Below are 26,954 nucleotides of genomic sequence, written 5' to 3' on the forward strand. Positions count from 1 at the left end.
CGTGGGGCGCCCCTGCGATGTCGCCCGCCGCGGACACCCCCGCGACGGTCGTCAGCTTGGAGGCATCCGTGTGGATGACCGGACCGAACGGCCCGTCGTCGAGCTGCCGTCCTGGCCGAGGAATCCGTGGGAAGCCGCAGCGAACCGGTTGCGCGGGCTGCCCGCGTCGATACCGGTCGGTGCGGGCAGTCAGCCCTCGCGGAGATGCGTCAGGAGCCGCTCCGCCGCCGGCCCGGACGAGGCCGGATTCTGACCGGTGATCAGCAGGCCGTCGGCCACGACGTAGGGCTCCCAGTCGCCCGCCTTCGAGAACGCTCCGCCGTTCCGCTTGAGCTCGTCCTCGACGAGGAACGGGACCACCGCGGTCAGGCCGACCGCCTCCTCCTCCGTGTTGGTGAAGCCGGTGACGGCCTTGCCCTCGATCAGCGGCTTGCCGTCGGCCGACCTGGCATGACGCAGCACGCCGGGCGCGTGGCACACGAGGGCGACGGGCTTACCGGCGCCGAGGGTCGTCTCGATGAGCTTGATCGAGGCGGCGTCCTCGGCGAGGTCCCAGAGCGGACCGTGCCCGCCGGGGTAGAACACCGCGTCGAAGCCGTCGTGAGTGACGCCGTCGAGCCGAGCCGTGTCCGCCAGAACCGCGTTGGCCTCGGCGTCCGCCTCGAAGCGGCGGGTCAGGTCGGTCTGGAAGCCCGGCTCGTTGCTCTTCGGGTCGAGCGGCGGCTTGCCGCCCTTGGGCGAGGCCAGGACCACGTCGGCGCCGGCGTCCTTGAACACGTAGTAGGGCGCGGCGAGCTCCTCCAGCCAGAAGCCGGTCTTGCGGCCGGTGTCGCCGAGCTGGTCGTGGGAGGTCAGCACCATCAGGATCTTCATCGTCGTTCTCCGGGGTCGTGGGGGTTGGACGTTCGGACGGTCGCGGCCGGGCTAGTTGTGACGGGCCGCCGTCCTCTCGATCGAACGCTCGGCGCTCGCGTCGCGCGCCTGGGTGCGCTCGGCCCTGACGGACGTCGCGTCCGTCTGGCGGATCATCTCAGGACCGGCCATGCGGACGGCCCCGATGATTTCCAGGGTGATGCGCTCCTCGGCCGAGGCGGCAGTGCCGCCGAACAGGGCGGCTCCGAGCTCGGCGAGCAGCAGGTAGGGGGCGACGGGATGTGCGGTTCGGGGTGTCATGGTCTTCTCCACGGGTCAGATTTGAGTAGACTGGTCGTCTATGAATTGCCGACGGTCATGCCTGGCTTCACCGTCGGCTCGCCCAGTCAGGCTCGTTGCGGGTTCAGGATGCGGCGCGTCATTCTCATCGCGGCGTCGAACGGGGCATCGTCGCGCTCGATCTTCGCCATGAGGCTGGCACCGAGCCACAGGTGGTAGAGGGTCTCGGCCGCGGCGCGCGGCTCGCCGTCGACGGTGAGCGACCCCTCGGCGACGCCCGCCTCGATGGCGCCCGCCACGCGGTCGATGATCCCGGCCGTGCCGGCCTTCAGGGCCATCCGCATCGGCTCGGACAGGTCCGAGACCTCGGCCGCCAGCTTCACCGCGAGGCACTTGCGCTGGTAGTCGATGCTGCCCTGCGTCGCCTGCCACTTGCGCCAGTAGTTCATCAGGCGGTCGGCATGGCTGAGGCCGGGCTCGGCGAGGGTGGCGTCGATGTCGGCGAGGTACGCCTCGAAGTAGTCGGCCAGAAGCGCCTCGCCGAAAGCCTCCTTCGAGCCGAAGTAGTGGTAGAAAGAGCCCTTGGGGACCCCAGCCGCGGCCAGGATCTCGTTGAGGCCGACACCCGAGAACCCCTTCGCGCCCACGATACGGTGGGCGGTGTCGAGGATGCCTTGCCGGGTGTCGGTGTTGCCGCTGACATGTGCCATGATCCAGACATAGGCCGGATTAGACCGGTCGTCTAGTAGGGCGTAGCGACTTTCTCGAGGCGATCGCAGAGCCGGATCGAGAGGTCGGCGTGAGCAAGGCCACGTGACCTTCGTGATCGCATCCCCAGACAATATCCCGCTCTCCGGAGTTGGCTTCTGACTGGTAGCCGGCGTCGCCCGAAGTCGCGGGAGAGCAGAGGCAGACCGCCTCCGTTCGCGTTCTCAAAGCTTAGACCGCACAATGTTGCTTGCTGGCGCAGCACCCCACACAGTCGCCAGGAAGGTGGTGAAGGCTTCGAGGCTGGTGGATCGGGCCGGCTTCATCCAAGTGGCGTAGGTTGCGATGGTATCGGGGACATCGTCGAGGGAGCGGATCACGATCCCGCGCCGCTGCACGTTGCGCACACAGCTCGCATAGGTGCTCACGCCGGTTCCCGCCGCGACGAGACCGAAGATACCCTCGCTCGACGAGGCCTCCTGGCTGATGGTCGGGTGAAAGCCGCGTCGATGGCAGATCGCGAAGAAGGCCTCGCGATAGGCGCTCCAGCTCCCGCCAGACCCCAGCACGAACGGCTCGCCGGCGAGATCCTTGAGGGTCAGGCTGCGCGCGTTCGAGAGTGGATGGGTTACCGGTAGCAGGGCCACATAGGAGTCGCGGTCGAACAGCAGGCTCTCGAAGTGCTCGTTCTCGACCGCGCTGAGCGTGAAGCCGACGTCGATGCGGTCGTTGAGCAGGGCCTCGCGCTGGGATTGCGAGGGCACGTGCGACAGCTCCAGCCGGATCGCCGGTCGCACCTCGCTGAAGGCGCGGACCAGCTCCGGCAGACGGCCGTTGATCGCGAAATCCATGTAGCCGACGCGCAGGACGCCGGCCATGCCGGTCGCCGTGCGCCGCGCCAGCGTCACGGCCCGCTCCAGATGGTCGATCCCGATCCGGCACTCGGCCAGGAAGGCACGCCCGGCCTCCGTCACCTCGACCGTTCGGGTCGTACGGCGGAACAGCTTCACGCCGACCTCCGCCTCGAGGTCTGAGACGAGCCGGCTGAGACCCGGCTGCGTCGTCGCGAGGCGCTGTGCGGCCCGGCCGAAGTGGAGCTCCTGCGCAAGGACGAGGCAGCTCGAGACGTGCCTGAGGTCAAACCGCATTGATGCCGTATCTCGTATCAATCACGCTGGATTCATCATTTCACACCGGGGGCCGTCTGCAACATCCTCGCCTCGATCCCGCTGCGGCGGGCTGGAACGAACGATGCAAGGGACGCGACAGATGGCCTTCAACACCGAACTCGACAGCGCTCTCGAAGCGGCGTTCGCGGAGGCGAGCGCGCTGTACAAGGAGCGCGGTTTCCAGCGCCGCGTCGGGTTCGGCCGGCGCCCCGCCCTGATCAACGTCGATCTCGCCAATGCCTGGACGCGGCCGGGGAATCCCTTCACCTGCGAGAACATCGACGACCAGATCATCCCCGGCGTCCAGGCGCTCCTGGCCGCCTGCCGGCGCAACAACCACCCGGTCGTGCACGTCACCACCTGCTATCAGGTCACCGACGTCGACAGCCCCAAGACCGACATGGGCCTGTGGCACCGCAAGATCCCGGTCGAGGTCGTGGATCAGAACAAGCCCGAGCTCTGGGCGATCGACAGCCGCATCGAGCCGGTGCCGGGCGAACAGGTCCTGGTGAAGAAGCGGGCGAGCGCCTTTCACGGGACCTACCTTGCCGGGTTCCTGCGCGCCAACAACGTCGACACGATCCTGGTCACGGGCGTGACCGCCTCGGCCTGCGTGCGCACCACGCTCTGCGACGGTCTCGCCGAGGGCTTCCGGACCATCGCGGTGCGCGAGTGCATCGGCGACCGCGTGCCGGGCGCCGTCGCCTGGAACCTCTTCGACATCGACGCGAAGTTCGCCGACGTCGAGCCGCTGGAGCGCTGCGTCGCCTACCTCGACGAGGTCGGCCTGCGCAACGCCGCCTGACGACCCGGGCCATCGCCCGACGCGATCCGATCCTCGACCCGCCGCCCATGCAGGAGTGTGAGCCGATGCGTGCTGACTTGTCTCTCGATCGATTCTCGCCGACGCGCCGGCAGGCGCTCCTCGGCGGCGCGGCGGCCGTCCTCACGGCGGGGGCGGGACGCGAGGCGCGCGCGGCGGCCGGAACGGTCGTCGTCTCCAACTGGGGCGGCGACTGGAACCAGCGCACGGTGCGCTTCGTCGAGACGCCCCTGGTGGAGGCGCAGGGACTGACCGTCGTGCGCGATCTCGGCATGGAACCGGAGCGCAAGGCCAAGCTCCTCGCCGAGCGCCGCCTGCGCCGGGGCAGCATCGACGTGATTCATCTGAACGACTCGGACGGGTTCGAGATGATGAAGCAGGACGTGCTGGCCGACCTCGACCGGTCGCGCATCCCGAACTACGGCGACGTGGTACCGGCCCTGCGCAAGGATTATTTCGTGCCGTGGCTCTACAGTGGCGTGGTGCTCATCTACAACAAGGACAAGATCAAGGATCCGCCGAAATCTTACGCGGAGCTCTGGGACAAGAAGTGGGCCGGCCGCCTCGGCCTGACCAATCAGCTCTACTTCAACTACATGATGATGTCCGGCCTGATCCAGGGCGGCAACATGACGAGCGTCGAGACCGGCCGCGAGCGGCTCGTCGCGCTGAAGGAATTGGTCCAGCCCCGGCTCTACGCCGCGCATCAGCAGCTCGGCGCGGCGCTGGCCACCGGCGAGGTCGACATCGCCCTGAACTACAAGGCCCGCGGCCTGCAATGGATCGGCGAGGGCTCGCCGCTGGCCATCCAGTATCCGAAGGAGGGCGCGATCGCGATCACCTTCGGCGCCGGGATGCCGAAGCGCGCGCCGAACCCGGACGGAGCCTACGTCTACCTGAACGCGATGCTCGACCGGAAAGCGATGGCCGAACTCGCCGCGGCGAGCTTCTACGCGCCGGCCAACGGCGCGGCCGAGCTGAGCCCCGAGCTGCGCGCCCGGATCGACTTCTCCCCCGAGGAGCGCGAGCACCTCAACTTCCCGGATTATGCCTACGTCTCGAAGAACACCGCCGAGTGGCTCGAGTGGTGGAACAAGACGATGGCGCGCTGATCGATGGCCACCCTCGCACGCTCGGAGGTCCTGGCGCCCGATCGCGCGGCGCGGGCCCGGCCGCGCATCCCCCCGGGGGTCGGCGGCGTCCTGCCGGGCACGCTGCTGGTCGTCCTGGCGCTTCTCGGGCCGCTCGCCCTGATGCTCCGCTACAGCTTCAACCGGTTCGTCCCCGGTGAGCTGATGGTCGAGGGGCTCACCCTCGCCAACTACGCCAAGTTCCTGCACGACAGCTTCTATCGGGACGTCCTGCTGACGACACTCTGGGTGGCGGCCCTCTCGACGCTGATCTGCCTCGTGCTCGGCTTCCCGGTCGCCTATGCCCTGGTGCGGCAGGTCGGGCCACGCTGGAAGTCGAAGCTCCTGATCCTCATCATCCTGCCGCTCCTCATGGGCAACGCGGTCCGCACCGCCGCCTGGATGGTCATTCTCGGCGACAAGGGCCTTCTCGCCGCCCTGCTCGCCGGGATGGGGCTCACGCCGCCCCGGTTGATGTACACCCCCAGCGCCGTGGTGATCGGCCTCGTCTCGGTGACGCTGCCCTTCATGATCGTGACGCTGCAGAGCGTGCTCGAGCGGATCGATCCGGTCCTCGAGGAGGCGGCCGAGAGTCTGGGCGCCGGGCACCTCACGATCCTGCGGCGGGTCGTGCTGCCCCTCGCGCTGCCCGGGCTGCTCGCCGGCACGATGCTGTGCTTCATCCTGTCGATGAACGCCTACGCCACGCCGGTGCTGATCGGCGGACCGCAGTTCCACATGATGGCGCCCGAGGTCTACCAGCAGGTCGCCAAGGCGATGAACTGGCCGTTCGGTGCGGCCCTCGCCTTCGTGCTGATGACGGTCACCCTCGTGCTGACCACCACCGCCAACGTCCTCGTACAGCGCCGCTACCGGCGCTGGTCGGAGTAGGGCCATGTCGCGCGCAGGCATCCGCCGGACCTACGGCGCCATCTCGGGCGCGGTCCTCGCCTTCATCGTGCTGCCGCTGGTGGTCATCGTCTGGGTGTCGTTCTTCGCCAACCGCATCCTCGCCTTCCCGGCGAGCGGCTACACCCTCGACTGGTACGCGCGCGCCCTCGACACGGACGCCTTTCGCGACGGCTTCGTCACCAGTGTGGAGACGGCGCTGTTCGCCACGGCGGCGAGCCTCGCCCTCGGCGTGCCGGCGAGCCTCGGCCTGGTGCGCGGCCGCTTCCCCGGCCGCGACGCCGTGCAGGCCCTGCTGCTCGCACCGATGGTCGTGCCCGGCATCGTCGGCGGCGCCGCCCTGTTCATCGCCTTCATCGAGGTCGAGGCGCTGCTCGACATCCAGGTGGCCGGCACGCTCGGCGGCCTGCTCGTGGCGCACACGCTGATCGCGCTGCCCTGGACCATCCGTCTGGTCAGCGCGTCCCTCGCGTCGGCCGATCGGGCGATCGAGGAGGCCGCGGCGAGCCTCGGAGCCGACCCGCTCACCGTGCTGCGGCGCGTGACCCTTCCGGCGATCCGGCCCGCGATCGTCGCGGCCGCCCTGTTCTCCTTCGTGATCTCGTTCATCGATCTGGAGAAGTCGATCTTCCTCGTCGGGCCGGGCCGCACGACGCTGCAGATCGCCCTGGTCAACTACCTCGAATGGAACCTCGACGGGACGGTCGCGGCCGTCGCCGCCGTCCAGATCCTGATCGTCGGGACGGCGCTCCTCGTCAGCGACCGCTACGCGCGTCTCGCCCAAGCCTTCTGAGACGGCCGTCTGAGACGGCCACCTGACAGCCCGGAGATCGGACCATGTCGACGACGGTCGTCCTTCGCTCCCTGATCAAGCGCTACGGCAGCTTCACGGCCGTGGACGACATCACCCTCGATGTGCCCGAGGGCCAGCTCGTCGCCCTGCTCGGACCCTCGGGCTGCGGCAAGACCACGACGCTGCGGATGATCGGCGGGTTCGTCGAGGCGGATGCCGGCAGCATCCTGATCGGCGGCCGCGACGTGACCCGTCTGCCGCCGGCCAAGCGCAACATCGGCTTCGGCTTCCAGAGCTACGCCCTGTTCCCGCACATGAGCATCGCCCAGAACGTCGCCTTCGGCCTGGAGATGCGTCGGCTTCCCCGGGCCGAGATCGCGTCGCGCGTGGCCCGGGCGCTCGACCGGGTGCGCCTGTCGGCGATGGCGGATCGGCTGCCCAAGCAGCTGTCCGGCGGTCAGCAGCAGCGGGTCTCGCTCGCCCGCGCCCTGGTGATCGAGCCCTCGGTGCTGCTCCTCGACGAGCCGCTCTCCAACCTCGACGCGCAGCTGCGCGGGGAGATGAAGCTCGAGATCCGCCAGATCCAGAAGGCGATGGGCATCACCACGATCTTCGTCACGCACGATCAGGACGAGGCGCTCTCGATCGCCGACCGTATCGTCGTGATGCGCGCCGGGCGGATCGAGCAGGACGGCAGCCCGGAGGCGGTGTTCGGTGCACCCCGCTCGCGTTTCGTGGCGGAATTCATGGGCGTGACGAACCTCCTGCCGGGGACGGTGGAGGGACCGGGCACGTTCCGGCTCGCCGACGGCAACGCGATCCGCGTCCCGGTCGCTGGCGCCGGCCGCGGGGCGACGGTCCTGGCGATCCGGCCCGAGCGCGTCCGGATCACGCCCTCCGGCGCGGACACCGAGCCCGACACGCTGGATGCCGAGATCGAGGCGGCGACCTACCGGGGTCTCTCCGTCGAGTACCGGCTGCGGACCCCGTCCGGCCTGTGTCTGACGGCGCGCCGGGCGACCCCTGCAACCGGCGGTCCGGCCATGCTCGAACCCGGCGCGCGCGTTCACGTCGCCGTCCCGCCGGACGCCTGCCACTTCGTCCCTGTCGAACTCTGAGAGGACCCCCCATGGCCATCCGGCACGACGACCTGATCGTGATCGACGGGCTGATCGTCTCCGACTTCGGGCCCGAGGTCTTCGCCGACATGCGACGCGGCGGCATCACGGCGGCCAACTGCACCTGCTCCGTCTGGGAGGATTTCGCCACGACCATGCGGACGATGGCGCGCTGGCGGCGCTGGTTCCGCGAGCACGCCGACCTGATCGCTCCGGTCCACGGCGTCGCCGACATCCACCGCGCGAAGGCGGAGCGCCGCACCGGCATCATCCACGGCTGGCAGAACACCAGCGCGATCGAGGACCGGATCGAGTACCTGGAGCTGTTCCACGCGCTCGGCCTACGGATCGTCCAGCTGACCTACAACACCCAGAACCTCGTCGGCTCGGGCTGCTACGAGTCCCGCGACGGCGGGTTGTCCGATTTCGGCCGCGACGTGCTGGCCGAGATGAACCGCCTCGGCATCCTGTGCGACCTCTCGCATGTCGGACCCAAGACCAGCGAGGACGCGATCCGCGCCTCGCAGCGACGCGTCGCCTACTCCCACTGCCTGCCCGCCGCCCTGAAGGATCATCCGCGCAACAAGACGGACGCGCAGCTGCGCTTCATCGCCGAGCGGGGCGGCTTCGTGGGCGTGACCATGTTCCCGCCGTTCCTGGCCCGGGGCGCGGCCGCGACGATCGAGGACTATCTCGACGCCATCGCGTACGTGATCGATCTGGTCGGCGAAGAGAACACCGGCATCGGCACTGACTTCACCCAGGGCTACGGACAGGCCTTCTTCGACTACATCACCCACGACAAGGGTGACGGTCGCAAGCTCACGGATTTCGGTGAGGTCCTGAACCCCGAAGGCATCCGCGTCATCGGTGACTTCCCGAACCTTACCGCCGCGATGGAGCGGCGCGGCTGGCCCGCCGCCCGCATCGAGCGCGTCATGGGCGGCAACTGGCTCGCCCTGCTCGGCGACGTCTGGGCCTGAGCGCGTCTCGCGCAACTTCGGAGATCTCACGATGTCTGCGAACACCTACGACGTCATCGTGCTCGGCGTCGGCGGCATGGGATCGGCCGCCTGCTGCCATCTCGCCCGCCGGGGCGTCCGGGTCCTGGGCCTCGAGCGCTTCGACATCCCGCACGCCATTGGGTCCTCGCATGGCTTCAACCGGATCATCCGCCTCGCCTACTTCGAGGACCCCTCCTACGTGCCGCTGCTGCGCCGCGCCTACGAGAACTGGCGGGACCTGGAGGGACGCTTCGGCGAGCAACTCCTCTTCATCACCGGCTCGATCGATGCGGGGCCGGAGGGCAGCGCCATGGTCGAGGGCTCGCTCGCGGCCTGCCGGATGCACGACCTCCCGCACCGTCTGCTCGACGGCGCCGAGCTGCGGCGCGTGGCGCCGGGCTACAACCTGCCCGACACGCACCGGGCCGTCCTCCAGCCGGACGGCGGCTTCGTCTCGGCCGAGCGCGCGATCGTCGCGCACGTCACGCAGGCGCAGGCGGCCGGCGCCGAGATCCGGGCGCGGGAGCCGGCGCTGAGCTGGGAGCCGACGGCCTCGGGCGTGCGCGTCCGGACGGAGCGGGGCACCTACGAGGCGGGGCACCTGATCCTGTCGGCGGGCTCGTGGATGGGTGAGTTCGTGCCGCAGCTCAGGACGACCGCGGTGCCCGAGCGGCAGGTGCTCGGGTGGTTCCAGCCGCAGGACCCCGCCCTGTTCGCGCCCGACCGCTTCCCGGTGTTCAACATGGAAGTCGACGAGGGCAAGTTCTACGGCTTCCCGATGTGGCATGTGCCGGGCTTCAAGATCGGCCGCTGGCACCATCTGGGCGAGACGGGCAGCGCCGACGGGCTGTCGCGCGAGTGCAGCGCCCGCGACGAGGAGGTTCTGCGCCCCTGCGTGAGCCGCTATTTCCCGCTCGCGAACGGTCCGACCATGGCGCTTCGCGCCTGTTTTTTCACAAACACACCCGACGAGCACTTCGTGATCGACACGCTGCCGGACCTGCCGCAGGTGGTCGTCGCTTCGCCCTGTTCAGGCCACGGCTACAAATTCTGCAGCGTCGTCGGCGAGGTTCTGGCCGATCTCGCCACAGGCAAGACGCCGGGCTTCGACCTCAGCCTGCACGCGCTCGGCCGATTCTGACCAAGGCTGCAGACGCGCGCTGAGCGAAGCTCTGTGCGGTCAGCGTGACGCGCTCAGACCTCTACGATCCCGTTGCTGGAGAGGTGCGCACCCCTGAATTCGGATTGCCGTCCGCTTGAACCTGACGCCCGTCTTCGCGAGGTCGGCTGCTCATGAGCAGCGTCGTCGTCGCGCCATGAATCGGCTGAACCCGCGAACGTCCGCTCCCGCCCCAGCTACGGGCGGAAGCGGACCGGCGGAAATCCACCCCGAGCGGTCATTCCGCATGCCACCCGACGCGGTCGTTCGGACCGCTATCGGCGTTGCCCGGACGCGGCCGTGTCAGCATAGCAACGATGCATTAGTCGATTGTGTGCGACTTATGTGCGGCGTGGCGCACCCGGCCGCCCCGAGGCCAGCCGCAAGATGGCTCGGATGATCATCTGCCAGAGCCGGTCGCCCTGCTCTGTTTTCTGACGCGGACACGACGACCAAGCTCCACGCGCTGGACGGCAAGAGCCTGAACGTGTGCGAAAGCCTGGAAATTGCGCGCCCAATCGGATCATGCCCCAGTTTTCGCTTCCGTCTTTCGCTTCCGCGCCGGAGAAGTTTGCATAATGAGGGCCGGCACCGCAGTGATGTTCGGATCGCCCGATCGGTCATACGCCGCCCTCGTCACGTCGCTTGTCGTTCTCGCCATCGCGATTGCGTCAGGCGGGATCGTCTTGATCGCCGACATGTACGGTCAGGCGCTGCAGGATACCGAACGCAACCTCGTCGGCCTCTCAACGATCCTCGCTGATCAGGCCGATCGCTCGCTCCAAGCCCTCGAAATCGTTCAAGAAGCCATCATCGGGGATATGGCCGGCGCACAGGTCGCAACGCCCTCAGAGTACGCGGCAGCGGCGAGCCGGCACGACTTACACGAGGCCCTCAGAGCCCGCGTGGCGGCCTTGCCGCAGGTCAACGCGGTCACGATCGTCGATCATACCGGCCGGCTCCTGAACTTCAGCCGCTTCTGGCCGATCCCGAACGTCAACATCGCAGATCGTGATTACTTCAAGGCGCTCGCTTCGGACCCGAAGCTGCAACGGTTCATCAGCCAGCCGGTTCGGAACCGCGGCGACGGTGCCTGGACGATCTACATCGCGCGGAAGGTCACGGCGCCCGACGGGACGTTCCTCGGCCTCGTGCTCGGCGCGATCGAACTCGGTTATTTCGAACGCCTGTACCGGCAGATCGCGCCGACCGACGACGCGGTTGTCTCGGTCTTCCGCCAGGACGGGATGCTGCTCGTCCGCCACCCCTCTCGGGAAAACGTGATCGGAAAGATCCTGCCGACCACGGGGGCCGCGCTGATCGCCCAGAAGAGTCCCCAGGGCGGCGTGATGCGCAACGTGAGCCCTGTCGACGATCAGGAACGCATCATCGCGACGAAGGCGCTGGCCAGCTACCCGCTCATCCTCAGCATCAGTCGCACGACGAAAGCGTGCTTGGCCGCCTTCCGCAGGCAGGCGCTCGCGGTCGGTTCAGCAACAGCCCTCCTTCTGGTTTGCATCGCGGCCCTGTTTCGGCTCTTTCTTCGGGGCGCGAGCGCCGAGCGGCGGATCGCGAGCGCCGAGGAACGCGCCCGCAGCGAGCGCGACTTGCGCGCCCATTACGAACGGTTCGGCGTCGCGCTCGACAACATGGTCCAGGGACTATGCCTCTTCGACGCCGACGCACGGCTCGTCATCTTGAACGAGCGTTTCGCCGGTCTCTACGCGATCCCCGATCACCTTCGGCAACCCGGCACGAGGGCCGAGGATCTGCGCAGTTTCGTCCTCGCGCAACACCGCGGCGCGGGGGGGGCCTGGGATGCGGTGCTGACGCCACCCTTACCCCGCGTACCTTCGGACACGGCGAGCGTCGTTCATATGACCGACGATCGGGACATCAGCGTTCTCCGTGTGCTCCTCCCGGACGGAGGCTGGATCTCGACGCATGAGGACATCACGGAGCGCCGTCGGAGCGAAGCGCGTCTGCGCTTCCTCGCGCGGCACGACGTTCTGACCCAATTGCCGAACCGTCTGCATTTCGAGGAGGTCGTCGAGCTCGAACTGGCCGCCAGCGCCGATCGGGCCGGGGATGTGGCCCTTCTCTGTCTCGATCTCGACGGCTTCAAGCAGGTCAACGATCTCTTCGGCCATCCGGCCGGAGACCGCCTGCTGGTCGAGGTCGCCGGACGCCTGAAGGACTTGGTCGGCGCGCGCGGCGCGGTCGCCCGCCTCGGTGGCGACGAATTCGCGGTGCTGGCGACGGATCTCGCGACCACCGGGCAAGCTGCCGCGAGGGCCCAGGCTATCATCGAGGCGATCTCAGCGCCCTACGCCGACGGTGAGCTGCGGTATTCCGTCAGTTGCAGTGTCGGCATCGCCCTCTTCCCGCACGATGGCGACACTTACGAGGCGCTGCTATCCGCTTCCGATATGGCGCTCGTGCGCGCCAAGAAGGAGAGCAAGGGCACCTACCGCTTTTTCGAGGCGGAGATGGATAAGGTGGCCTTCGAGCGGCAACGATTGGCTCTGGACCTGCGCGCGGCCATCGGGACGGGTCAGTTCGAACTGCACTACCAGCCCCAGTTCAGGGTCGCCTCGGATCGCGCCTGCGGCTTCGAGGCGCTCCTGAGATGGACCCACCCGACCCGCGGAACGATTTCGCCGGCGGAGTTCATCCCCCTGGCCGAGGAGACAGGGGCGATCCTCCCGCTCGGCGAGTGGGTGCTCCGTGAGGCTTGCCGAGAGGCGGTGCGTTGGGCCGTTCCCCTCGGCATCGCCGTCAATCTCTCGATCGCGCAGCTCCAGCAGGCCGCCCTGTGCGACGTCGTCGCTGCAGTGCTCGCGGAGACCGGGCTGGAGGCCGACCGTCTCGAGATCGAGGTGACCGAAAGCCTGTTCCTGAAGGGCTCGGCGCGCGCGCAGGAGATGCTGCGCGACCTGAAGGCGCTCGGCGTGCGCATCTCGATGGATGACTTCGGAACGGGATACTCATCACTTGCCACATTGGAAGCTTTTCCGTTCGACAAGATCAAGATCGATCGGTCGTTCGTGTGGCAGATCGGCGTGACCAGCAAGGGCGGGGCGATCGTCCGGGCAATCCTCAGTCTCGGCGAGAGCTTAGACATTCCGGTCATTGCGGAAGGCGTCGAGACCGAGGGGCAGCTGACCTTCTTACGGCAACACGGTTGTGCGGAGATCCAAGGCTATCTGCGCGGCAAGCCGCAACCGATCGCCTCTTACCGCCCGCTGGTCGACCTCGCTTGTGACCTCCAGGTCGCCTAGCGGAGCTCCGCGTTGCGCCGCCCCAATCAAAGATGGCGTGCGCGCAAGCCAGATCGACTGGCCGATTCACGGATCGCGATGCAGAAGATCTCGAAAGATCTCGAAGCGGCGCTCAATCACGATCTATGTACGCGTCACGATCTCGATTCCCGCAATCTCAACGACGCGTTGAGCCGGACGCCGCCTGTCGGATCACGCTGAGAGCGATCGACTTGCCGATGGACGGCCTGCCCAGATCGGCGTGGAGCGGATGTGGATGCCCGTCGGCTTCCCAGCATCGTGGCCCGGAGCGGGCCGACGGACCAGGCAGGAGACGGCCGAGAGCCGCCGGTCGCTCCGGAGCGGACCCTTCGCGAGGGCGGGCACCGCCTTCGGAGCGGCGCCGCCGCTCTACTCGGCAGGCTGAGCCGCGACTCCGCTCCCAGGCGTCTCCCCGGCAGCGTCGCCGCGCCCGAGCAGCCGCTCGAAGGCGACGTAGAAGGTCGGCGTGATGAACAGGGTGATGAAGGTTGCCACGACCAGCCCGCCGATCACCACCGTGCCCATGGAGACGCGGGCATGCGCTCCGGCACCGCTCGCGATGGCCAGCGGGATCGATCCGGTGATGAACGCGAAGGAGGTCATGAGGATCGGGCGCATGCGCAGGCGCGCCGCGTCCTGCGCCGCTTTCAGGGCGTCCTCACCCTGGCGGCGCAGATCCTCCGCGAAGGAGACGAGCAAGATCGAATTCTTGGCGGCCAGCCCCACGAGCAGCAACAACCCGATCTGGCCGAATATGTCGAGTTCGAGCCCGCGCACCGCCAGGAAGCCGATCGCGCCGAAGATCGCGATCGGCGTCGCGAGCAGGATCACGAAGGGCAGGCGCAACGACTCGTACTGCCCGGCGAGCAGCAGGAAGATCATCAGGACGCCGAGCCCGAAGATCAGCGGCGCGTAGCCGCCCGCGACCTTCTCCTGATAGGCGACATCGGTCCATTCCACCGCGTAGTCGCTGGGCAGTCGGCTCTTGGCCAGGGCCTCGACCTCCTTGAGCACCGTGCCGGAACTCGCGCTGGACGCCACCTCGATCGCCACCTCGATGGCCGGATAGGTGTTGTAGGATAGGACCGCGGTGGGCCCGGTGGTGAACTCCGCCCGCACCAGCGAGCCGATCCGCACCGGCGCGCCCCGGCTGTTGAGGACCGGCAGGGCCTCCAGATCCTGGATCGTGCGCCGTCCCGTGGCCTCGCTCTGCACGTAGACCTGATAGACGAAGCCGAAGCGGTTGAAGAGGTTGACGAAGCTCGACCCGACATAGGTCCCGAGCGCGTCGAACAGGTTCTGGAGGGGCACGCCGAGCTGCTCGGCCTTGGCCCGGTCGATCTCCAGGCGGATCTGCGGCACGCCGTAGCTCGTCGTCGGGAGCGCCTGGGCGATGTTGGGGCTTTTCTCCATCTCGTCGATGAAGCGCTGGGCCGCCTCGGCGAGCTTGATGCCGCCCGCGCCGCTGCGGTCCTGGATCTCCAGCGTCAGGCCGCTGCGGGTGCCGAGGCCGGGCAGCGGCGACGGGTTGACCACCCGCACCTTCCCGTCCGGATCGTGCCGGAATTCCTTCTGCACGCGGGCGATGATGGCGTCGGCCGAGGCCGCCCGCTCGCCCCAGGGCTTCAGGACCGGGATCTGGAACCCGTAGAACGGCGCCACCGCGTCGGCGAGGATGCTGCGGCCGACGACGCCGATCGTGTGATCGACCTCCGGCATGTCCCGCAGGCTCCTGCCGAGCCGCTCGACCATCCGGTCGGTGCGCGCCACCGCGGCGCCCTTGGGCAGGGCGACGTCGGCGAAGAAGTAGCCCTGGTCCTCGTTCGGGACGAAGCCGGTCGGGCGCTGCATCACGAGGAGCACGGTGAGCGCCGCGAAGACCGCGAAGGCGAGGCCGACCAGCGCCAGGTGGCGGGTGAGCCGGCCGATGATCGCGGTGAGGAGGCCCGCGGCCCGCTCCAGCATCCGGTTGAACCAGCGCAGCGGCGCCCTCCACCGACTCCGGTGGGCCCCGGCGCCCTCAGGGCGGTGCTTCAGGATCAGGCCGCAGAGCGCCGGCGTCAGGGTCAGCGAGACCACGGCCGAGATCATCACCGAGATCGCGATGGTCAGGGCGAACTGGTTGTAGAGCTGGCCGGTCAGGCCCGGGATGAAGGCCACCGGCACGAACAGGGCCGCCAGCACCAGGGTGGTGGCGATCACCGGGCCGGCGACCTCGTTCACCGCCTCCCGGGAGGCCGGGCGCGGCTCCATCCCCTCGTCCATCAGCCGCTCGGTATTCTCGACAACGATGATCGCGTCGTCGACCACGAGGCCGACCGCCAGCACCATGCCGAGCAGGCTCAGGGTGTTGAACGAGAAGCCGAGCAGCGCCATCGGCCCGAAGGTCCCGACCAGCGCGACCGGCACGGCGATCGAGGGGATCAGCGTCGCGCGCCAGTTCTGCAGGAACAGGTAGGTGACCACCACGACGAGGATCAGCGCCTCGAACAGGGTGTGCACCACCTCGCGGATCGCCTCCCGGACGAACTCGGTGCGGTCGAGGGCGATCTTGTATCTGAGCCCGGGCGGGAAGCGCTGCGCCAGCTCGGCCATGGTGGCCTTCACGCCGTCCATGACGTGGACGGCGTTGGCGCCGGGCGTCTGGTAGAGGCCGAGCGTCGCCGAGGGCTGCCCGTCGAAGCTCGATCGCACGCCGTACTGCTCCGAACCCAATTCCACCCGCGCCACGTCGCGGACCCGGACCACGGAGCCGTCGGGGTTCGCCCGCAGCAGGATGTTTGCGAATTCCTGGGGCTGGCTGAGCCGTCCCTGGGTCACGACCTGCAGCTCGAAGGCGGTGGGCTTGCCGTCGGTCGGCGGCTTGCCGAGGGAGCCGGTGGTGATCTGCTCGTTCTGCTGGCTCACGGCCTTGATGACCGCGTCGGGGCTGATCGCGAGCGCCTCCATCTTCACCGGATCGAGCCACAGGCGCATGGCGTAGCGCTTCTGGGAGAAGTTCTGGATCCGGCCCATGCCGTCGACCCGGCGCAGTGGCTTGATCACCTGGGTCTCGGCCCAGTTGGCCAGGAACAGCTCGTCGTAGGGCGCGCCCGGATCGGCGTAGAGCACGATGTTGCCGAGCCGCTGGCGGGAGCTCTTCTGGATCTCCAGACCCTGCGCGCGCACCGAGGCCGGAAGCTTCGCCTCGGCCCGGTTGGCGCGGGTCAGCACCTCGGCGGCGGCGGCGTCGAGGTCGGAGCCGATCTCGAAGGTGGCGTCGAGGTTGACGCTGCCGTCGGTGTTGCTGGTCGAGGCGATGTAGAGCAGGTGCTGGGCGCCGTTGATCTCCTGCTCCAGGGGCGTCGTGACCGCGTCGTAGGCCTGCTGCGCGCTGGCACCCGGATAGGTCGCCTGGATGTTGATGATTGGCGGCGCGATCTCGGGGAACTGCGCGATCGGCAGGGTCAGGCCGGCCACGGCGCCGATCAGGGTGATCAGCACCGAGATGACGGCCGCCAGGATCGGCCGGTCGACGAAGCGGGCGAACATCGCACCTCGGCGCTGCGGGGAGGGCCACGAGGACCGGGCGTGCAACGCGAGCGCGTTTGGCGTGTTCCCTGTCCGGTCCGGCGCGCGCAGCGCCGCAAAGGGGAGCGGACGGCGTGCGGGCGGGGGTGCGATACGGATTGCTCGGCTGCGGGGCAGCCCTGGTCCTGGCGGCGGGTGGCTGGTTGGCCCTGGGCCGGCCGCAGCCGTCCGCCGTGATGGCCGCTCTGCCGGGGTCGGACAAGCCCGCCGCGACCGCCGAGACCGAACCGACCCTCGCCGTGACAGTCGTGGCGGCGCGGACGGAATCCGTGCCGATCAGCTTCACCTACACGGGCACGATCATCGCGCCCCAGGACGCGGCCCTGCAGGCCCGGGTGACCGGCAACGTCACCGAGCGTCCCTTCGAGCCGGGCAGCCACGTGAAGAAGGGACAGGTGCTGTTCCGGATCGATCCGCGCCCGTTCCAGGTGGCGCTGGCCCAGGCCAAGGCGCAGGAGGCGCAGGCCAAGGCGCAGCTCCAATTCGCCCAGGCCGAGGTGAGCCGCACCGACACCCTGGCCGACAAGGGCTACGCCTCCGAGCAGCGGCTGCAGCAGCTCCAGTCGAACGCGGCCTCGGCTTCGGCGCAGGTCCAGGGGGCCGAGGCCGCGATTGCCCGGCAGAACCTCAACCTCGACTACGCGGTGGTCAACGCACCCTTCGATGGGCGGGCGAGCCTGTCGATCATCAACCCCGGCGACCTCGTCATCGAGAACCAGACGGAGCTGGTCAGCGTGGTGCAGCTCGACCCCATCGACGTGCAGATGGCCCTGTCTTCCGAGGATTCCGAGGCTCTGCGCGAGGCGATGCAGAACGGGCCCGTGAGCGTGGAGGTGCTGGACGAGGCCGGCAAGCCGGTGCGCGACGCCAAGGTCTACCAGCTCGACAATCGGTTCGATCCCCGCACCGCCCGGCGCCTCGTGCGCGCGCTGCTGCCGAACACCGACGAGCGCTTCCTGCCCGGTCAGTTCGTCCGTGCCCGGGTCAAGACCGGCACCGAGGAGAAGCTCTTGGTCCCGACGGTCGCGCTGTCGGCGCGGCTCGCCCAGCAGATCGTCTACGTCGTGGACGATGAGGGCGTGGTGCGCCAGAAGCCCGTGACCACCGGCGACAGCTTCGGCGACGCGACCGCGATCCTGACCGGGCTCAGGGCCGGCGAGCGGGTGGTGACCGATCACCTCCAGGACATGCGAGAGAACCTCAGAGTGGAGATCCGGTCCGCGGATGCCGGGGCTGCGGTCGAGCCTCAAGCGCCGGGCGCCGATCGGCGTGCCGCGGGCAACCCGGGCTGACCGGACGATGCGATTCTCACTCGCTGTCGCACTGGTCTCGGCCCTGCTTCAGATGGCATCCGTCACGCCGATATGGGCCGCATCGCGGACAGGCTGCCGCGTCGACCGCGCGCAGTACGCCTCTCTCGCACGGGGGATGACATATCGGCAGGTGCGCTCCCGTCTGGGGTGCGACGGCCGGCGGGTTTCCCACCTGCTCATCGGGGACGTCCGGCGCGCGACGTATTCCTGGCTCGGGCGCGGATCGTACGGCGCCAATCTCACGATCACATTTCGCAATGACCGGCTCACCGATAAGTCGCAACTCGGCCTGCGCCCGGATTGAGTTATCCTTGCCGTTTTTACTACCTGTCTGCTCGGCCTGGATGGAGCAGGGGGATGGCTTCCGACACCCCATCGCGCACCTGACCGCAAATAATTGCCGGACAGCTTGGCCCATCCCCCCCATCGCGTGAATGATCTCCGGTGGTCAGCGCCATCGGCGCGAGGGTCTGCTGGGAATCTGTGGCGCGACGAGCGGCCTGTCTGGGCATGGGGCGGGCGAAAGCGACGCGGTGCAGGTCCGCCAGTGTGCCGGCACAGCGCTCGGAGTCGTTGACGAGCCTGCGGAAACGGGTGGCTGGCAAAGGAGCGCTCCACGCCCCGACGGCGTGGGTAGACTGCCGTTTGCCGGGTCCGCCGCGGCGCGCCGTGCCGTCCGATGCCCGCCTTCCTCGGGCCGCGGGCGGATCCGGTCACGCTCTCAGGCCCTGCCCGCCGGACGCGCCGGTACCCGCAGCCCCGGCGCGGCCGCGGGCGCCCCTCAACCCCCCGCGGCCGCGCCGTAGAACCAGTGGATCGGCGCCAGGGCGAGCCAGGGCAGGTAGGTGCAGATCAGCAGCACCATGAGCAGCACGCCGATATAGCCGAGATTGACCTTGGTGGTTTCCCAGATGTCCGCCTTGGCGATGGCGCAGGCGGCGATCAGCACGGAGGCCACCGGCGGGGTCTGCTGCCCGATGGCGAGGTTCAGGGTGAGAACCAGCCCGAAATGGACCGGATCGATGCCGACCTGCTGGATCAGCGGCAGCACGATCGGCACCGTCAGGATGATAGCGGCCGCCGAGTGCAGGAACATGCCGAGGATCAGGAACAGGACGTTGAGCAGCAGCAGGACCAGATAGGGATTGGTGGTGTAGCTCTGGATCGACCGGGCGAGGGCCTGCGGCACCTGCGCCTCGGTGAGCAGGACCCCGATCAGCGCCGACGCCGCCACCAACAGCATCACGACCGCGGTCTGGATGGCCGCGTCGACCAGCGCCTTGTAGAGATCTGCCAGGGAGAGTTCGCGGTAGACCAGCGTGGCGATCAGCAGTGCCGCCACGACCGCGACGGCGGCCCCCTCGGTGGCCGTGACGAAGCCGCCGAAGATCCCGCCCAGGATGATGACCGGCAGCATCAGCGCCCAGAGCGCCTCGCGCAGGGCTGTTCTCAGCACCGCCAGCGAGAAGCCCTGCTCGACCGGGAAGTCGTACTTGCGCGCGTAGCCGTAGCTCGCCAAGGCGAGGCCGGCCGCACCGAGCAGACCCGGGAGCAGGCCGGAGATGAACATCTTCACCACCGAGACCTGCGCCATGACGGCGTAGAGGATCATCGGGATCGAGGGGGGAAGGATGATCGCGAGGCTCGCCGACGACGAGGACACCGCTGCGGAGAACTCCTTCGAGTAGCCCCGGCTCTTCATCGCCGGGATCAGGAGCGTGCCCAGGGCTGCCACGCCGGCCACCGCCGAGCCGGAGATCTCTGCGAAGAACATCGAGGCGCCGATGGTCACCATCGCGAGGCCGCCGCGGACGAAGCCCAGCATGGCGGAGGCGAGATTCACCAGCCGCCGCGAGATCGACGACGAGTTCATGATGCCGCCCGCGAAAATGAACAGCGGGATGGCGAGCAGCGGAAAGTTCGTCGCCCCCTCGAACATGACCAGGGCGGCGTTCGGCAGCGAATCGGCTCCTTGCGTGAACCACATGGCGGCCACCGCCACGACGCCCAGCGCCACCGCGATGGGCACGTTCAGGAGCACCATCCCGAACAGGCCGCAGAACATGCAGACCAGGAGTGCGGTCATGACCGGGCCTTCCCGAGTGCGGGTTCCCGCGCCGAGTCGGTCGAGCCCAGCGCTTCCTTCAGTTCATGGTCCTCAAACCCTCCGGTGCGGGCGTCGTGGATCACCTCCGGCAGGCGCAGCAGCTCGGCGACGATGAACAGGACCGAGGCGATCGGGATCACGGACTGCGTGACCGTCTGGGAGACGGCGGGCAGCGACACCAGCGTCGAGCCCTGGAGGACCATGACGACCTCCGTCCCGTAGACGGCCAACAGCAGGAAGAAGCCGATCACGATGGCTTCGGCCACCAGGGTGACGGCGACGCGCAGCCCCGGCGGGAACGCGTTGACGATGCCGGGGAAGCCGATATGCGCCCCGCGATGCGCCGCGAGCGCACTGCCGTAATAGGTGAGCCAGGCGAGCCCGATCGACGCGACCTCATCGTACCAGACCAACGACATACCGAGGAACCGGTAGACGAAGCCCAGGACGAGGATGATCGTCAGCGCCGCCATCAGGAGCGCCGCGATGGCCTCCAGACAGCGGTCGAACCAGCGGCGGACGGTTTGCATGCGTGGGTCTCAGGCTCCCGCGCGATCCCGCCTGGACGGGATCGGGACGTGCAGGGATCGGTATCCGGTGGGGTGGCGGATCAGGATCCGTTGCCGAGGGCCAGCGCCTTGTCGATCAGCTCGCGACCGCCGGGGACGTCCTTGGAGAACTCGTCGTAGACCGGCTTCGACGCGTCGATGAAAGCCTTCTTGTCCGCTTCGTTCACCTGCATGCCCGCCGCCTTGAGTTTGCCGAGCAGGTCGTCGTCGAGTTTGGCGGCGATTTCGAGCGCCCGGGGCTCCATCTCGACGGCGGTCTCCTCCAGTGCCTTGCGCACGTCCTCGGGCAGGCCCTTCCAGCGGCGCCCGGCGATGAGGTAGGCCGGCGTGTAGACGTGGCCGGTGAGCGAGAGGTACTTCTGAACCTCTTGGAAGCGGGCCGGGTAGATCTGCGCCAGGGGGTTCTCCTGGCCATCCATAACGCCGGTCTGGAGCGCCACGAAGACCTCCGAGAACGCCATCGGGCTCGGCGTCGCGTCGTAGGCCTGGAACATCTTCACGCGCCACACGCCCTTCGGCACCCGGAGCTTGATCCCCTTGAGATCCGCGGGCTCCTTGATCGGGCGCTTGCTGTTCGTGATCTGGCGGAACCCGTTCTCCCAGGTGGCGATGATCGTGTAGCCCGCCTTGGCGGCGATGGGCGCGAGGACCGGCTTGATGATCGCGTCGCGGATCTTGGCCGCATGGGCCCGGTCCTTGACGAGGTAGGGCATCTCGAACAGCCCGAATTCGGGCGCCACCGTGGTCATCACCGTGGAGGGCAGGGCGAGATCGAGGGTGCCGAGCTTGAGCTTCTTCAGCATCTCGTCGTCGCTGCCGAGCTGGCTGGACCCGAACACGACCACCTTGGCCTTCCCGGCGAGCTTCGTATTCGCGCGCTGGGCAAATTCCGCGGTCGTCTGATCGAACAGCGAGCCGGGCTCGCCGACATGGCCGAGCTTGACCTCGACCTGGGCAATCGCCGTATTCGCCACGAGCGCCAGCGCGGCGACGAACAGGGTCGTCCTGAAAAGCTTCACGACGCTTCCTCCAAGTGCTTTGCGCGCGGCCGGTTTTTCCGACCTGCTCGCCGTATCCCATCCGGGATCGATCATTTGAGTTTTGAATACAATTCCTCAGATGACAAGCGGTGATTGTCGCCTCGCGCCAGCTCTGTCGTCATCTGCCGTGATTGAAGGTGAGATCGATGCCGGAGCCAAGATCAGCCCCGGCCGCGTGTCCCCGAACGACTGCGATGATGGCCTGCTTTTACTACAAGCAGGTCAGTGGGCGAATATCGGGCCCCGGCGGGTTCGATCGCTCCCGCTCGACAGATCGTCGAGGCGCCTCGATCTGGTCGCCCGCCACCTCAGATTCGTGGTGCAGAACCCTCCCGAATGTCTCGGAGTCGGGAGCTGCCAACGGATGGCCAGCAGATCGCCAGCCGGGCGAAGATCCGTTTCACGCCGGAGATCATAACGGCTGACTCGGTACCGCGGTCTCTCCGGTGCGGCACAGGCGGGAGATTTGTCGCGAGGAGGCACATACATAGCTGGAGAAGACCGCAGTCGTGTCAGGACAAACCTGACATCGGCGCGATCTCGTGTCGGGAGGTACGGCAGCAAGCCTGCCCATATGGCTCCCGCGCCGAGGCGGTGACTGGGCATTAACCGGACCTCACGGATCCGTGATCCGTCCACAATGGGAAGGCTGATGCCGAAGCACTTCACACTCGCGATCCCTCATCATCTGAGCGTCGCCGAAGTCCGGCGCCGCTTGGATCAGCGGCTGGGACCGGTGCTGCGCCGGCTTGAGAAACGAAACGTCCGCGTCGCGACGACGGACTGGTTCGAAGGCAGCCGCACCTTCGCCGCACGCGTGCTCGGCCAAAACCTGAGCGGCAACCTCTGCGTGGCTGCCGACAGTCTCTGGCTCGAAGGGACCCTGCCGTGGTCGATCGGTGCGTTTGCACCGCTCATCCGCGCGTTGGCGACGCACTACGTTGCACACTCCCTCGCCTCGGAAGGAGGAGCTTCAGACGAAGTTGCTCACTTCGGTGGGCGGCCGGGTTCTGCCATGCCAGATTGCCGGTACATCGCGGCCGCGAAGCGCAGCTGAAGCTGGAACAGGATCAAATCGTCGACCAAGGCGCGCCGGATGCCCACGCGCGTGCCAGAGTGGGACGGCGGCACACAATCGGTATCCCCTTGCGCAGCGAACACGCCGTCTGCTGACGAGTGAAGTCGTCCGGATCAGGCGCCGAGCGCGAGACGCCGTCACCAGGACCGCCTCACATTCAGAATGCTTGGCGCCTGCGTCAGCGTAGGCCGACGATTGGACCGCCGATTGCCGGCCAGACACCCCGATTTTCGCGACGATGCGTAGGGGTTATCCTGACGGCAGGACGGGTTCGCACGGACTCGATGCGAACACCAAAACAGTTAGGCTGTCGACGTCCATTCAACGCCCAGCCGGCGATGTCTCCGCTCCGACACTGGCGAAGGCTCATATTTTCGTCCGCGGCGATTGAGCGTCGTCCGATGCTGGGCTTCGCTGCGGATGCTCGCAGGCTCTCTGACAGGTCGTCATGACGCTTTCCAATATCATGGTCAGCCTCGATGCCAGCAGCAGCACTACGGCACGGGTCCGACTGGCCTGCAACCTGGCCAGGCGCTTCGATGCGCGCCTGACCGGCGTTGCGGCGCAGAACCCGCTTCCGATCTCGATCTACGGAAAGGGATCGTACCTGGACAACCAGATCATCGAGACGGCCGCCGCCGGTGCGCGGGATGAGCTGTCCAGACAGGAGGCGGTCTTCCGGGAGATGACCAGCGGTTACGGCAAGGCCCGGTTGCGCGTTTACGAGCGGGAGCCCTTGGAGTGCGTGGTCTCGGAATGCGCGCGCTGCGACCTGCTGGTCGCGCGAGGCCTGGACGACGGCGACCCGGGCGATATCGTCCAGGCGCTGAGCCCGGCCGAGATCATCCTGCGCGCGGGTCGCCCCGTGCTCGTCACACCGTTGGATCTCGATGACCTGCCCCTCAAATGCGCCGTCATCGCATGGAAGGACACGCGCGAGGCCCGGCGTGCCGTCGCGGACGCCTTGCCGCTGCTGCGGGAGGCGGAACGTGTCCTTCTCCTGACTGTCGCCTCGGCGAAGGCGGAGACAAACGCCGGGGCGGCCGAGGCTTACCTGAAGAGCCACGACGTGCGGTGCGAGCGGGTCGAGCTTTCGGAGACGACAAACGTCGTCGAGGCTGTGATCAGGCTCGTCCGAGACGAGGCGGCAGACCTCGTGGTGGCGGGGGCCTACGGGCACTCGAAGATGCGCGAGCTGGTGTTCGGCAGCCTGACCCACGAGCTTCTCACGACGCTTCGCACGCCCTGCCTTTATAGCCATTGAGCGCCGTTCACGTCGGTCGGAGCGGTCGGTCGGAGCGATGGTGCCGCTCCCGGGCGACGAGCGCCGACACGGCCCTCGGGCCTGACCGGTGCCCGCCTGAACCGGCACGATCTCAGTTTGCCGAAGGAGGGCACGGCAGAGGGCTCCCGAAGAGGCGAGCCGAACGAGGACCACAGGTCCCGAGCCCCCGATAAGTCTGGAGCGGAAACGCGAAGGCCGCCCGCCCATGCGGGGCAGGCGGTCACGAAACCGGGGGACGAAGGCCGCGGCGGTTGTCACGGCAGTTTCTGGATACGCGGCAAGTACCGGGAACGCTCCGGTGCCCACCATCAGGGTGCTGACTCCGCAACGGCCGAATCCTCGGCTTCCGAAACGCCCGAACCGAACGTCGGCATCGGTCATCTCATGGGTTCCCGATCCTCAACGCGACTGCCGGCCTATCCGCAGTCAATCCAGCCCTGCGAACCGAAGGACATCGTTCGACATGAAGCTCACTCCCGTCCTTACCGTCGCGGTCCCGGCATTGCTCCTCGCCCAGCCCGCCATGGCCGAGCCGCCCGGAAGCCCGATCGAGGCGTTGTCCGCCGGAGCCCTGTCGACGAGCTACGCCCAGTACCGCCGCTTCGGTCATCGGCACCATCGCTACGGCCGCCCTGACGGGTACCGGCGCGGCTACGGCTACCGCAGGGGGCCTGGTGTCGGTGGCGCCGTCGGCGCGGGTCTCGGCGGCTTGGCCGCCGGGGCGCTCATCGGCGGCGCCATCGCCAATTCGCAGGCGCAGGCCGCCCGGGGCGCGGCGGAGGCCGAGACGGTCGCCGCCTGTGCCCGTCGGTTCCGCTCCTACGACGCGGCGAGCGGCACGTACCTGGGCAACGACGGCGCACGCCACCCTTGCCCCTGACCTTCCGGACCGCTCCACCGCGCTCGCTGATCCGGCGGCGCGATGCGGCCGCCACCCGAAAACACGCTCACCCCAAGGATACCATGCGTCTGCGCACCCTCGTACCGCTCGCCGGCCTGCTGGCACTCGCCGCATGCAAGGACGAGAAGAAGGCGGAGACGCCACCGGCCAGCCCGGTGGCTACCCCTACGACACCGGCACCGGCCAACCCGGCTTCCCCCGTCGCACCGGCACCGGCCGCCGCGCCCCCGGCCGAGAAGCCCGCAGGCCAGTGAGCCGGGGCATCACCTGAGGCGCCGGCGCTCCGGGCACCCGTGCGCCGCGGGAGCGCCGGCGTCTCAGGACCTTATCCGACGGCCTCCAGCGCGCCGGCAACGAGGTCGGAGGCCATCAGCAGGCAGAACGCGGCGAGCATGACCGTCGTGACGGGGGCTCCCCTCTGCGCTGTCAGGGTTGTCCCCACAGGCCTGCGGTCTTCTCCGACTGCAAGCCCGCGCCCCGCACCACAGATCACCTGTCGAGCGGGATGGGCGCCGCCCTCCGAGCCTGAACGGTATCCAGGGCGCGGCGACACCGGCGGCCGAACTGCGGTCGCCGATCCGAACCGTTCCGTAGGCACTTCGACCATCGAGACCGTCCCGCGGCTCAACAGCCAGCCGCGGACGGCCACCCCGAAGCCATCAGGGAGCCGAGTTGATGAAACGCCTTTCGATCGCCCTCGCGGCAGCATCCAGCCTCGTCCTGTTCTCGCCGTCGAGCGAGGCGCGGCCCTTCGGTCGGGGACATGGCTTCGTCGGCCATCACCACGGCGTCCACGGCCACAGCGGGCTGGGCTTCCGGGGCCATCATCGCGGCTTCAGAGGTCATTACCGAGGCTTCCGAGGCCCTCGTCACGGCTTCCGGGGCCATTACCGTGGGTACCGCGGCATCGGCTTCCGTCCGGCGCGCTTCGGCTACGGGCACCACTACGGCCGCTACGGCTACCGCCGCGGCTATCGTAGCCTGGGCCTCGCCGCTGGTCTGGGCTTCGGGCTCGCCGCCGCGGCCGGCCGACCCGCCTATTACGGGGCGTCCTACGGCTACGGGTACCCCTATGCCCCGGTCGGCTACCGCTACGGCTACGGCGTGGGCCGCCCTTACTGCGGCTACTAAGATGCGGGCGAAGCGCGGCGAAGGTCGCTCGGTGCCGGACAAGGCTCCCCTCCGCCACGCGGCCGAATTCGGCTGGCATCGCGCGGTCCACGGACTGCCGGTGCCGGGTCGTCCATGCGAAAATCCGAGGTCCAAGCCATGAAGAACGCACTCATCAGCACCATCGCTGCCAGCGCCCTGTTCGCGATGCCCGCCCTCGCACAGGACAAGCAGGCGGCCCAGCCCGCGAACGACCCGGCGAAGCCGATGGCGATGCCGCCGGCCGCCGGCACCGCGATGCCGGCGGCCCCGAACGGCGGGGCTACGGCCGCCGGGGGCGCGGGCGGAATGACGATGGCCGACACGGCGACCGCCAAGATCAAGTTCGTCACGGCCAAGCCGGCCGAGGTCACGTCCTCGAAGCTCGTGGGCAAGAACCTCTACAACAACAGGAACGAGAATGTCGGCGAGATCGAGGATCTCGTCATCGACAACGGCAAGACGGTGACCGGCGTCGTCGTCAGCGTCGGCGGCTTCCTCGGCATGGGCGAGCGCTACGTGCTGGTCGACCCGTCATCGATCTTCCTGCATCGCGCCGATGGGTCGCTCAAGGCGATGGTGGACACTGACAAGGACGCGCTGAAGAGCGCGCCCGAGTTCAAGTACAGCAAGAAGAACACCTGATCGTTCACGTGTTGGGGGAGGGGGCACAGG

General features: G+C 68.3%; 23 protein-coding genes. 15 read left to right on the forward strand and 8 right to left on the reverse strand.

The genetic code is table 11. The annotated features are described in order from the left end of the window. Window positions 1-189 precede the first annotated feature (189 nt). From ACLBXO_RS20505 to ACLBXO_RS20520, 4 genes are all read right to left on the reverse strand, one after another. Window positions 190-873 (reverse strand): type 1 glutamine amidotransferase domain-containing protein, encoded by a 684-nt coding sequence (locus tag ACLBXO_RS20505; protein ID WP_331315931.1) that lies wholly within the window; start codon window positions 871-873, stop codon window positions 190-192. A gap of 51 nt (window positions 874-924) precedes the next feature. Next, window positions 925-1,173 (reverse strand): hypothetical protein, encoded by a 249-nt coding sequence (locus ACLBXO_RS20510; protein ID WP_331315930.1) that lies wholly within the window; start codon window positions 1,171-1,173, stop codon window positions 925-927. 86 nt (window positions 1,174-1,259) lie between these two features. Beyond that, the gene (locus tag ACLBXO_RS20515; RefSeq protein ID WP_331315929.1) at window positions 1,260-1,862 is read right to left on the reverse strand and encodes a TetR/AcrR family transcriptional regulator; all 603 of its coding nucleotides are present in this window, start codon (window positions 1,860-1,862) and stop codon (window positions 1,260-1,262) included. Window positions 1,863-2,084: 222 nt separating this feature from the next. Continuing rightward, window positions 2,085-3,008, reverse strand: coding sequence for a LysR family transcriptional regulator (locus ACLBXO_RS20520; protein WP_447686504.1), 924 nt, complete (start codon window positions 3,006-3,008; stop codon window positions 2,085-2,087). Between the two features lie 121 nt (window positions 3,009-3,129). On the opposite strand from ACLBXO_RS20520, the gene ACLBXO_RS20525 reads away from it, so the two are divergent. The 8 genes from ACLBXO_RS20525 to ACLBXO_RS20560 all read left to right on the forward strand — a co-directional run bounded on the left by ACLBXO_RS20525 (window position 3,130) and on the right by ACLBXO_RS20560 (window position 13,246). Then, the gene (locus ACLBXO_RS20525; protein ID WP_091682123.1) at window positions 3,130-3,834 is read left to right on the forward strand and encodes an isochorismatase family protein; all 705 of its coding nucleotides are present in this window, start codon (window positions 3,130-3,132) and stop codon (window positions 3,832-3,834) included. 65 nt (window positions 3,835-3,899) lie between these two features. Continuing rightward, complete coding sequence (locus ACLBXO_RS20530; protein ID WP_331315927.1) at window positions 3,900-4,964, forward strand: ABC transporter substrate-binding protein; 1,065 nt, start codon at window positions 3,900-3,902, stop codon at window positions 4,962-4,964. Between the two features lie 3 nt (window positions 4,965-4,967). Beyond that, window positions 4,968-5,873: an ABC transporter permease gene (locus tag ACLBXO_RS20535; RefSeq protein ID WP_447686505.1), complete on the forward strand. Its 906-nt coding sequence runs from the start codon at window positions 4,968-4,970 to the stop codon at window positions 5,871-5,873. 4 nt (window positions 5,874-5,877) lie between these two features. Next, entirely contained in the window at window positions 5,878-6,684 is an 807-nt protein-coding gene (locus tag ACLBXO_RS20540) for an ABC transporter permease (RefSeq protein WP_331315924.1), read from the forward strand. A 44-nt stretch (window positions 6,685-6,728) separates the two neighbouring features. Then, window positions 6,729-7,802: an ABC transporter ATP-binding protein gene (locus ACLBXO_RS20545; RefSeq protein ID WP_331315923.1), complete on the forward strand. Its 1,074-nt coding sequence runs from the start codon at window positions 6,729-6,731 to the stop codon at window positions 7,800-7,802. 11 nt (window positions 7,803-7,813) lie between these two features. Continuing rightward, complete coding sequence (locus ACLBXO_RS20550) at window positions 7,814-8,785, forward strand: dipeptidase (RefSeq protein WP_331315922.1); 972 nt, start codon at window positions 7,814-7,816, stop codon at window positions 8,783-8,785. Between the two features lie 31 nt (window positions 8,786-8,816). Then, window positions 8,817-9,947, forward strand: coding sequence for an N-methyl-L-tryptophan oxidase (solA, locus tag ACLBXO_RS20555; protein ID WP_447686506.1), 1,131 nt, complete (start codon window positions 8,817-8,819; stop codon window positions 9,945-9,947). Window positions 9,948-10,543: 596 nt separating this feature from the next. Continuing rightward, a complete protein-coding gene (locus tag ACLBXO_RS20560; RefSeq protein WP_447686507.1) occupies window positions 10,544-13,246 on the forward strand; it encodes a bifunctional diguanylate cyclase/phosphodiesterase in 2,703 nt (900 codons plus the stop codon). 390 nt (window positions 13,247-13,636) lie between these two features. Here the strand turns inward: ACLBXO_RS20560 and ACLBXO_RS20565 are convergent, their stop codons facing one another. Continuing rightward, the gene (locus ACLBXO_RS20565) at window positions 13,637-16,798 is read right to left on the reverse strand and encodes an efflux RND transporter permease subunit (protein WP_447686508.1); all 3,162 of its coding nucleotides are present in this window, start codon (window positions 16,796-16,798) and stop codon (window positions 13,637-13,639) included. Between the two features lie 113 nt (window positions 16,799-16,911). Here ACLBXO_RS20565 and ACLBXO_RS20570 point away from each other — a divergent pair, with 113 nt between their 5' ends. Together ACLBXO_RS20570 and ACLBXO_RS20575 are read left to right on the forward strand one after the other, a co-directional pair. Further along, window positions 16,912-18,129, forward strand: coding sequence for an efflux RND transporter periplasmic adaptor subunit (locus tag ACLBXO_RS20570; protein WP_447686509.1), 1,218 nt, complete (start codon window positions 16,912-16,914; stop codon window positions 18,127-18,129). Between the two features lie 52 nt (window positions 18,130-18,181). Continuing rightward, entirely contained in the window at window positions 18,182-18,454 is a 273-nt protein-coding gene (locus tag ACLBXO_RS20575; RefSeq protein ID WP_447686510.1) for a DUF3862 domain-containing protein, read from the forward strand. 477 nt (window positions 18,455-18,931) lie between these two features. On the opposite strand, the gene ACLBXO_RS20580 is transcribed toward ACLBXO_RS20575, so the two are convergent. The 3 genes from ACLBXO_RS20580 to ACLBXO_RS20590 all read right to left on the reverse strand — a co-directional run bounded on the left by ACLBXO_RS20580 (window position 18,932) and on the right by ACLBXO_RS20590 (window position 21,845). Continuing rightward, window positions 18,932-20,236: a TRAP transporter large permease gene (locus ACLBXO_RS20580; RefSeq protein ID WP_447686511.1), complete on the reverse strand. Its 1,305-nt coding sequence runs from the start codon at window positions 20,234-20,236 to the stop codon at window positions 18,932-18,934. After that, window positions 20,233-20,787: a TRAP transporter small permease gene (locus tag ACLBXO_RS20585; protein ID WP_447686512.1), complete on the reverse strand. Its 555-nt coding sequence runs from the start codon at window positions 20,785-20,787 to the stop codon at window positions 20,233-20,235. Before ACLBXO_RS20585 ends, ACLBXO_RS20580 begins: the two co-directional genes overlap by 4 nt. Before the next feature lie 80 nt (window positions 20,788-20,867). Beyond that, entirely contained in the window at window positions 20,868-21,845 is a 978-nt protein-coding gene (locus ACLBXO_RS20590) for a TRAP transporter substrate-binding protein (RefSeq protein ID WP_447686513.1), read from the reverse strand. Window positions 21,846-22,518: 673 nt separating this feature from the next. Between ACLBXO_RS20590 and ACLBXO_RS20595 the strand changes: the two genes are divergently transcribed. The 5 genes from ACLBXO_RS20595 to ACLBXO_RS20615 all read left to right on the forward strand — a co-directional run bounded on the left by ACLBXO_RS20595 (window position 22,519) and on the right by ACLBXO_RS20615 (window position 26,924). Continuing rightward, window positions 22,519-22,923, forward strand: coding sequence for a polyhydroxyalkanoic acid system family protein (locus tag ACLBXO_RS20595; protein ID WP_447686514.1), 405 nt, complete (start codon window positions 22,519-22,521; stop codon window positions 22,921-22,923). Between the two features lie 469 nt (window positions 22,924-23,392). Continuing rightward, on the forward strand, window positions 23,393-24,208 hold the full coding sequence (locus ACLBXO_RS20600; protein WP_447686515.1) for a universal stress protein: 816 nt from the start codon (window positions 23,393-23,395) through the stop codon (window positions 24,206-24,208). A 484-nt stretch (window positions 24,209-24,692) separates the two neighbouring features. Continuing rightward, on the forward strand, window positions 24,693-25,109 hold the full coding sequence (locus ACLBXO_RS20605) for a BA14K family protein (RefSeq protein ID WP_447686516.1): 417 nt from the start codon (window positions 24,693-24,695) through the stop codon (window positions 25,107-25,109). Window positions 25,110-25,805: 696 nt separating this feature from the next. Beyond that, window positions 25,806-26,261, forward strand: a complete 456-nt coding sequence (locus tag ACLBXO_RS20610) for a hypothetical protein (protein WP_447686517.1) — start codon at window positions 25,806-25,808, stop codon at window positions 26,259-26,261. 138 nt (window positions 26,262-26,399) lie between these two features. Further along, a complete protein-coding gene (locus ACLBXO_RS20615; protein ID WP_331315900.1) occupies window positions 26,400-26,924 on the forward strand; it encodes a PRC-barrel domain-containing protein in 525 nt (174 codons plus the stop codon). The last annotated feature ends 30 nt before the right edge of the window (window positions 26,925-26,954 follow it).

The sequence above is a fragment of the Methylobacterium sp. C33D genome, from assembly GCF_053345825.1.

Bases quoted from the DNA above. Each gene is read 5' to 3' on its own strand.
- ACLBXO_RS20505 (WP_331315931.1), bottom strand. From the start codon at position 873: ATGAAGATCCTGATGGTGCTGACCTCCCACGACCAGCTCGGCGACACC.
- ACLBXO_RS20510 (WP_331315930.1), bottom strand. From the start codon at position 1,173: ATGACACCCCGAACCGCACATCCCGTCGCCCCCTACCTGCTGCTCGCC.
- ACLBXO_RS20515 (WP_331315929.1), bottom strand. From the start codon at position 1,862: ATGGCACATGTCAGCGGCAACACCGACACCCGGCAAGGCATCCTCGAC.
- ACLBXO_RS20520 (WP_447686504.1), bottom strand. From the start codon at position 3,008: ATGCGGTTTGACCTCAGGCACGTCTCGAGCTGCCTCGTCCTTGCGCAG.
- ACLBXO_RS20525 (WP_091682123.1), top strand. From the start codon at position 3,130: ATGGCCTTCAACACCGAACTCGACAGCGCTCTCGAAGCGGCGTTCGCG.
- ACLBXO_RS20530 (WP_331315927.1), top strand. From the start codon at position 3,900: ATGCGTGCTGACTTGTCTCTCGATCGATTCTCGCCGACGCGCCGGCAG.
- ACLBXO_RS20535 (WP_447686505.1), top strand. From the start codon at position 4,968: ATGGCCACCCTCGCACGCTCGGAGGTCCTGGCGCCCGATCGCGCGGCG.
- ACLBXO_RS20540 (WP_331315924.1), top strand. From the start codon at position 5,878: ATGTCGCGCGCAGGCATCCGCCGGACCTACGGCGCCATCTCGGGCGCG.
- ACLBXO_RS20545 (WP_331315923.1), top strand. From the start codon at position 6,729: ATGTCGACGACGGTCGTCCTTCGCTCCCTGATCAAGCGCTACGGCAGC.
- ACLBXO_RS20550 (WP_331315922.1), top strand. From the start codon at position 7,814: ATGGCCATCCGGCACGACGACCTGATCGTGATCGACGGGCTGATCGTC.
- solA (WP_447686506.1), top strand. From the start codon at position 8,817: ATGTCTGCGAACACCTACGACGTCATCGTGCTCGGCGTCGGCGGCATG.
- ACLBXO_RS20560 (WP_447686507.1), top strand. From the start codon at position 10,544: ATGAGGGCCGGCACCGCAGTGATGTTCGGATCGCCCGATCGGTCATAC.
- ACLBXO_RS20565 (WP_447686508.1), bottom strand. From the start codon at position 16,798: ATGTTCGCCCGCTTCGTCGACCGGCCGATCCTGGCGGCCGTCATCTCG.
- ACLBXO_RS20575 (WP_447686510.1), top strand. From the start codon at position 18,182: ATGGCATCCGTCACGCCGATATGGGCCGCATCGCGGACAGGCTGCCGC.
- ACLBXO_RS20580 (WP_447686511.1), bottom strand. From the start codon at position 20,236: ATGACCGCACTCCTGGTCTGCATGTTCTGCGGCCTGTTCGGGATGGTG.
- ACLBXO_RS20585 (WP_447686512.1), bottom strand. From the start codon at position 20,787: ATGCAAACCGTCCGCCGCTGGTTCGACCGCTGTCTGGAGGCCATCGCG.
- ACLBXO_RS20595 (WP_447686514.1), top strand. From the start codon at position 22,519: ATGCCGAAGCACTTCACACTCGCGATCCCTCATCATCTGAGCGTCGCC.
- ACLBXO_RS20600 (WP_447686515.1), top strand. From the start codon at position 23,393: ATGACGCTTTCCAATATCATGGTCAGCCTCGATGCCAGCAGCAGCACT.
- ACLBXO_RS20605 (WP_447686516.1), top strand. From the start codon at position 24,693: ATGAAGCTCACTCCCGTCCTTACCGTCGCGGTCCCGGCATTGCTCCTC.
- ACLBXO_RS20610 (WP_447686517.1), top strand. From the start codon at position 25,806: ATGAAACGCCTTTCGATCGCCCTCGCGGCAGCATCCAGCCTCGTCCTG.
- ACLBXO_RS20615 (WP_331315900.1), top strand. From the start codon at position 26,400: ATGAAGAACGCACTCATCAGCACCATCGCTGCCAGCGCCCTGTTCGCG.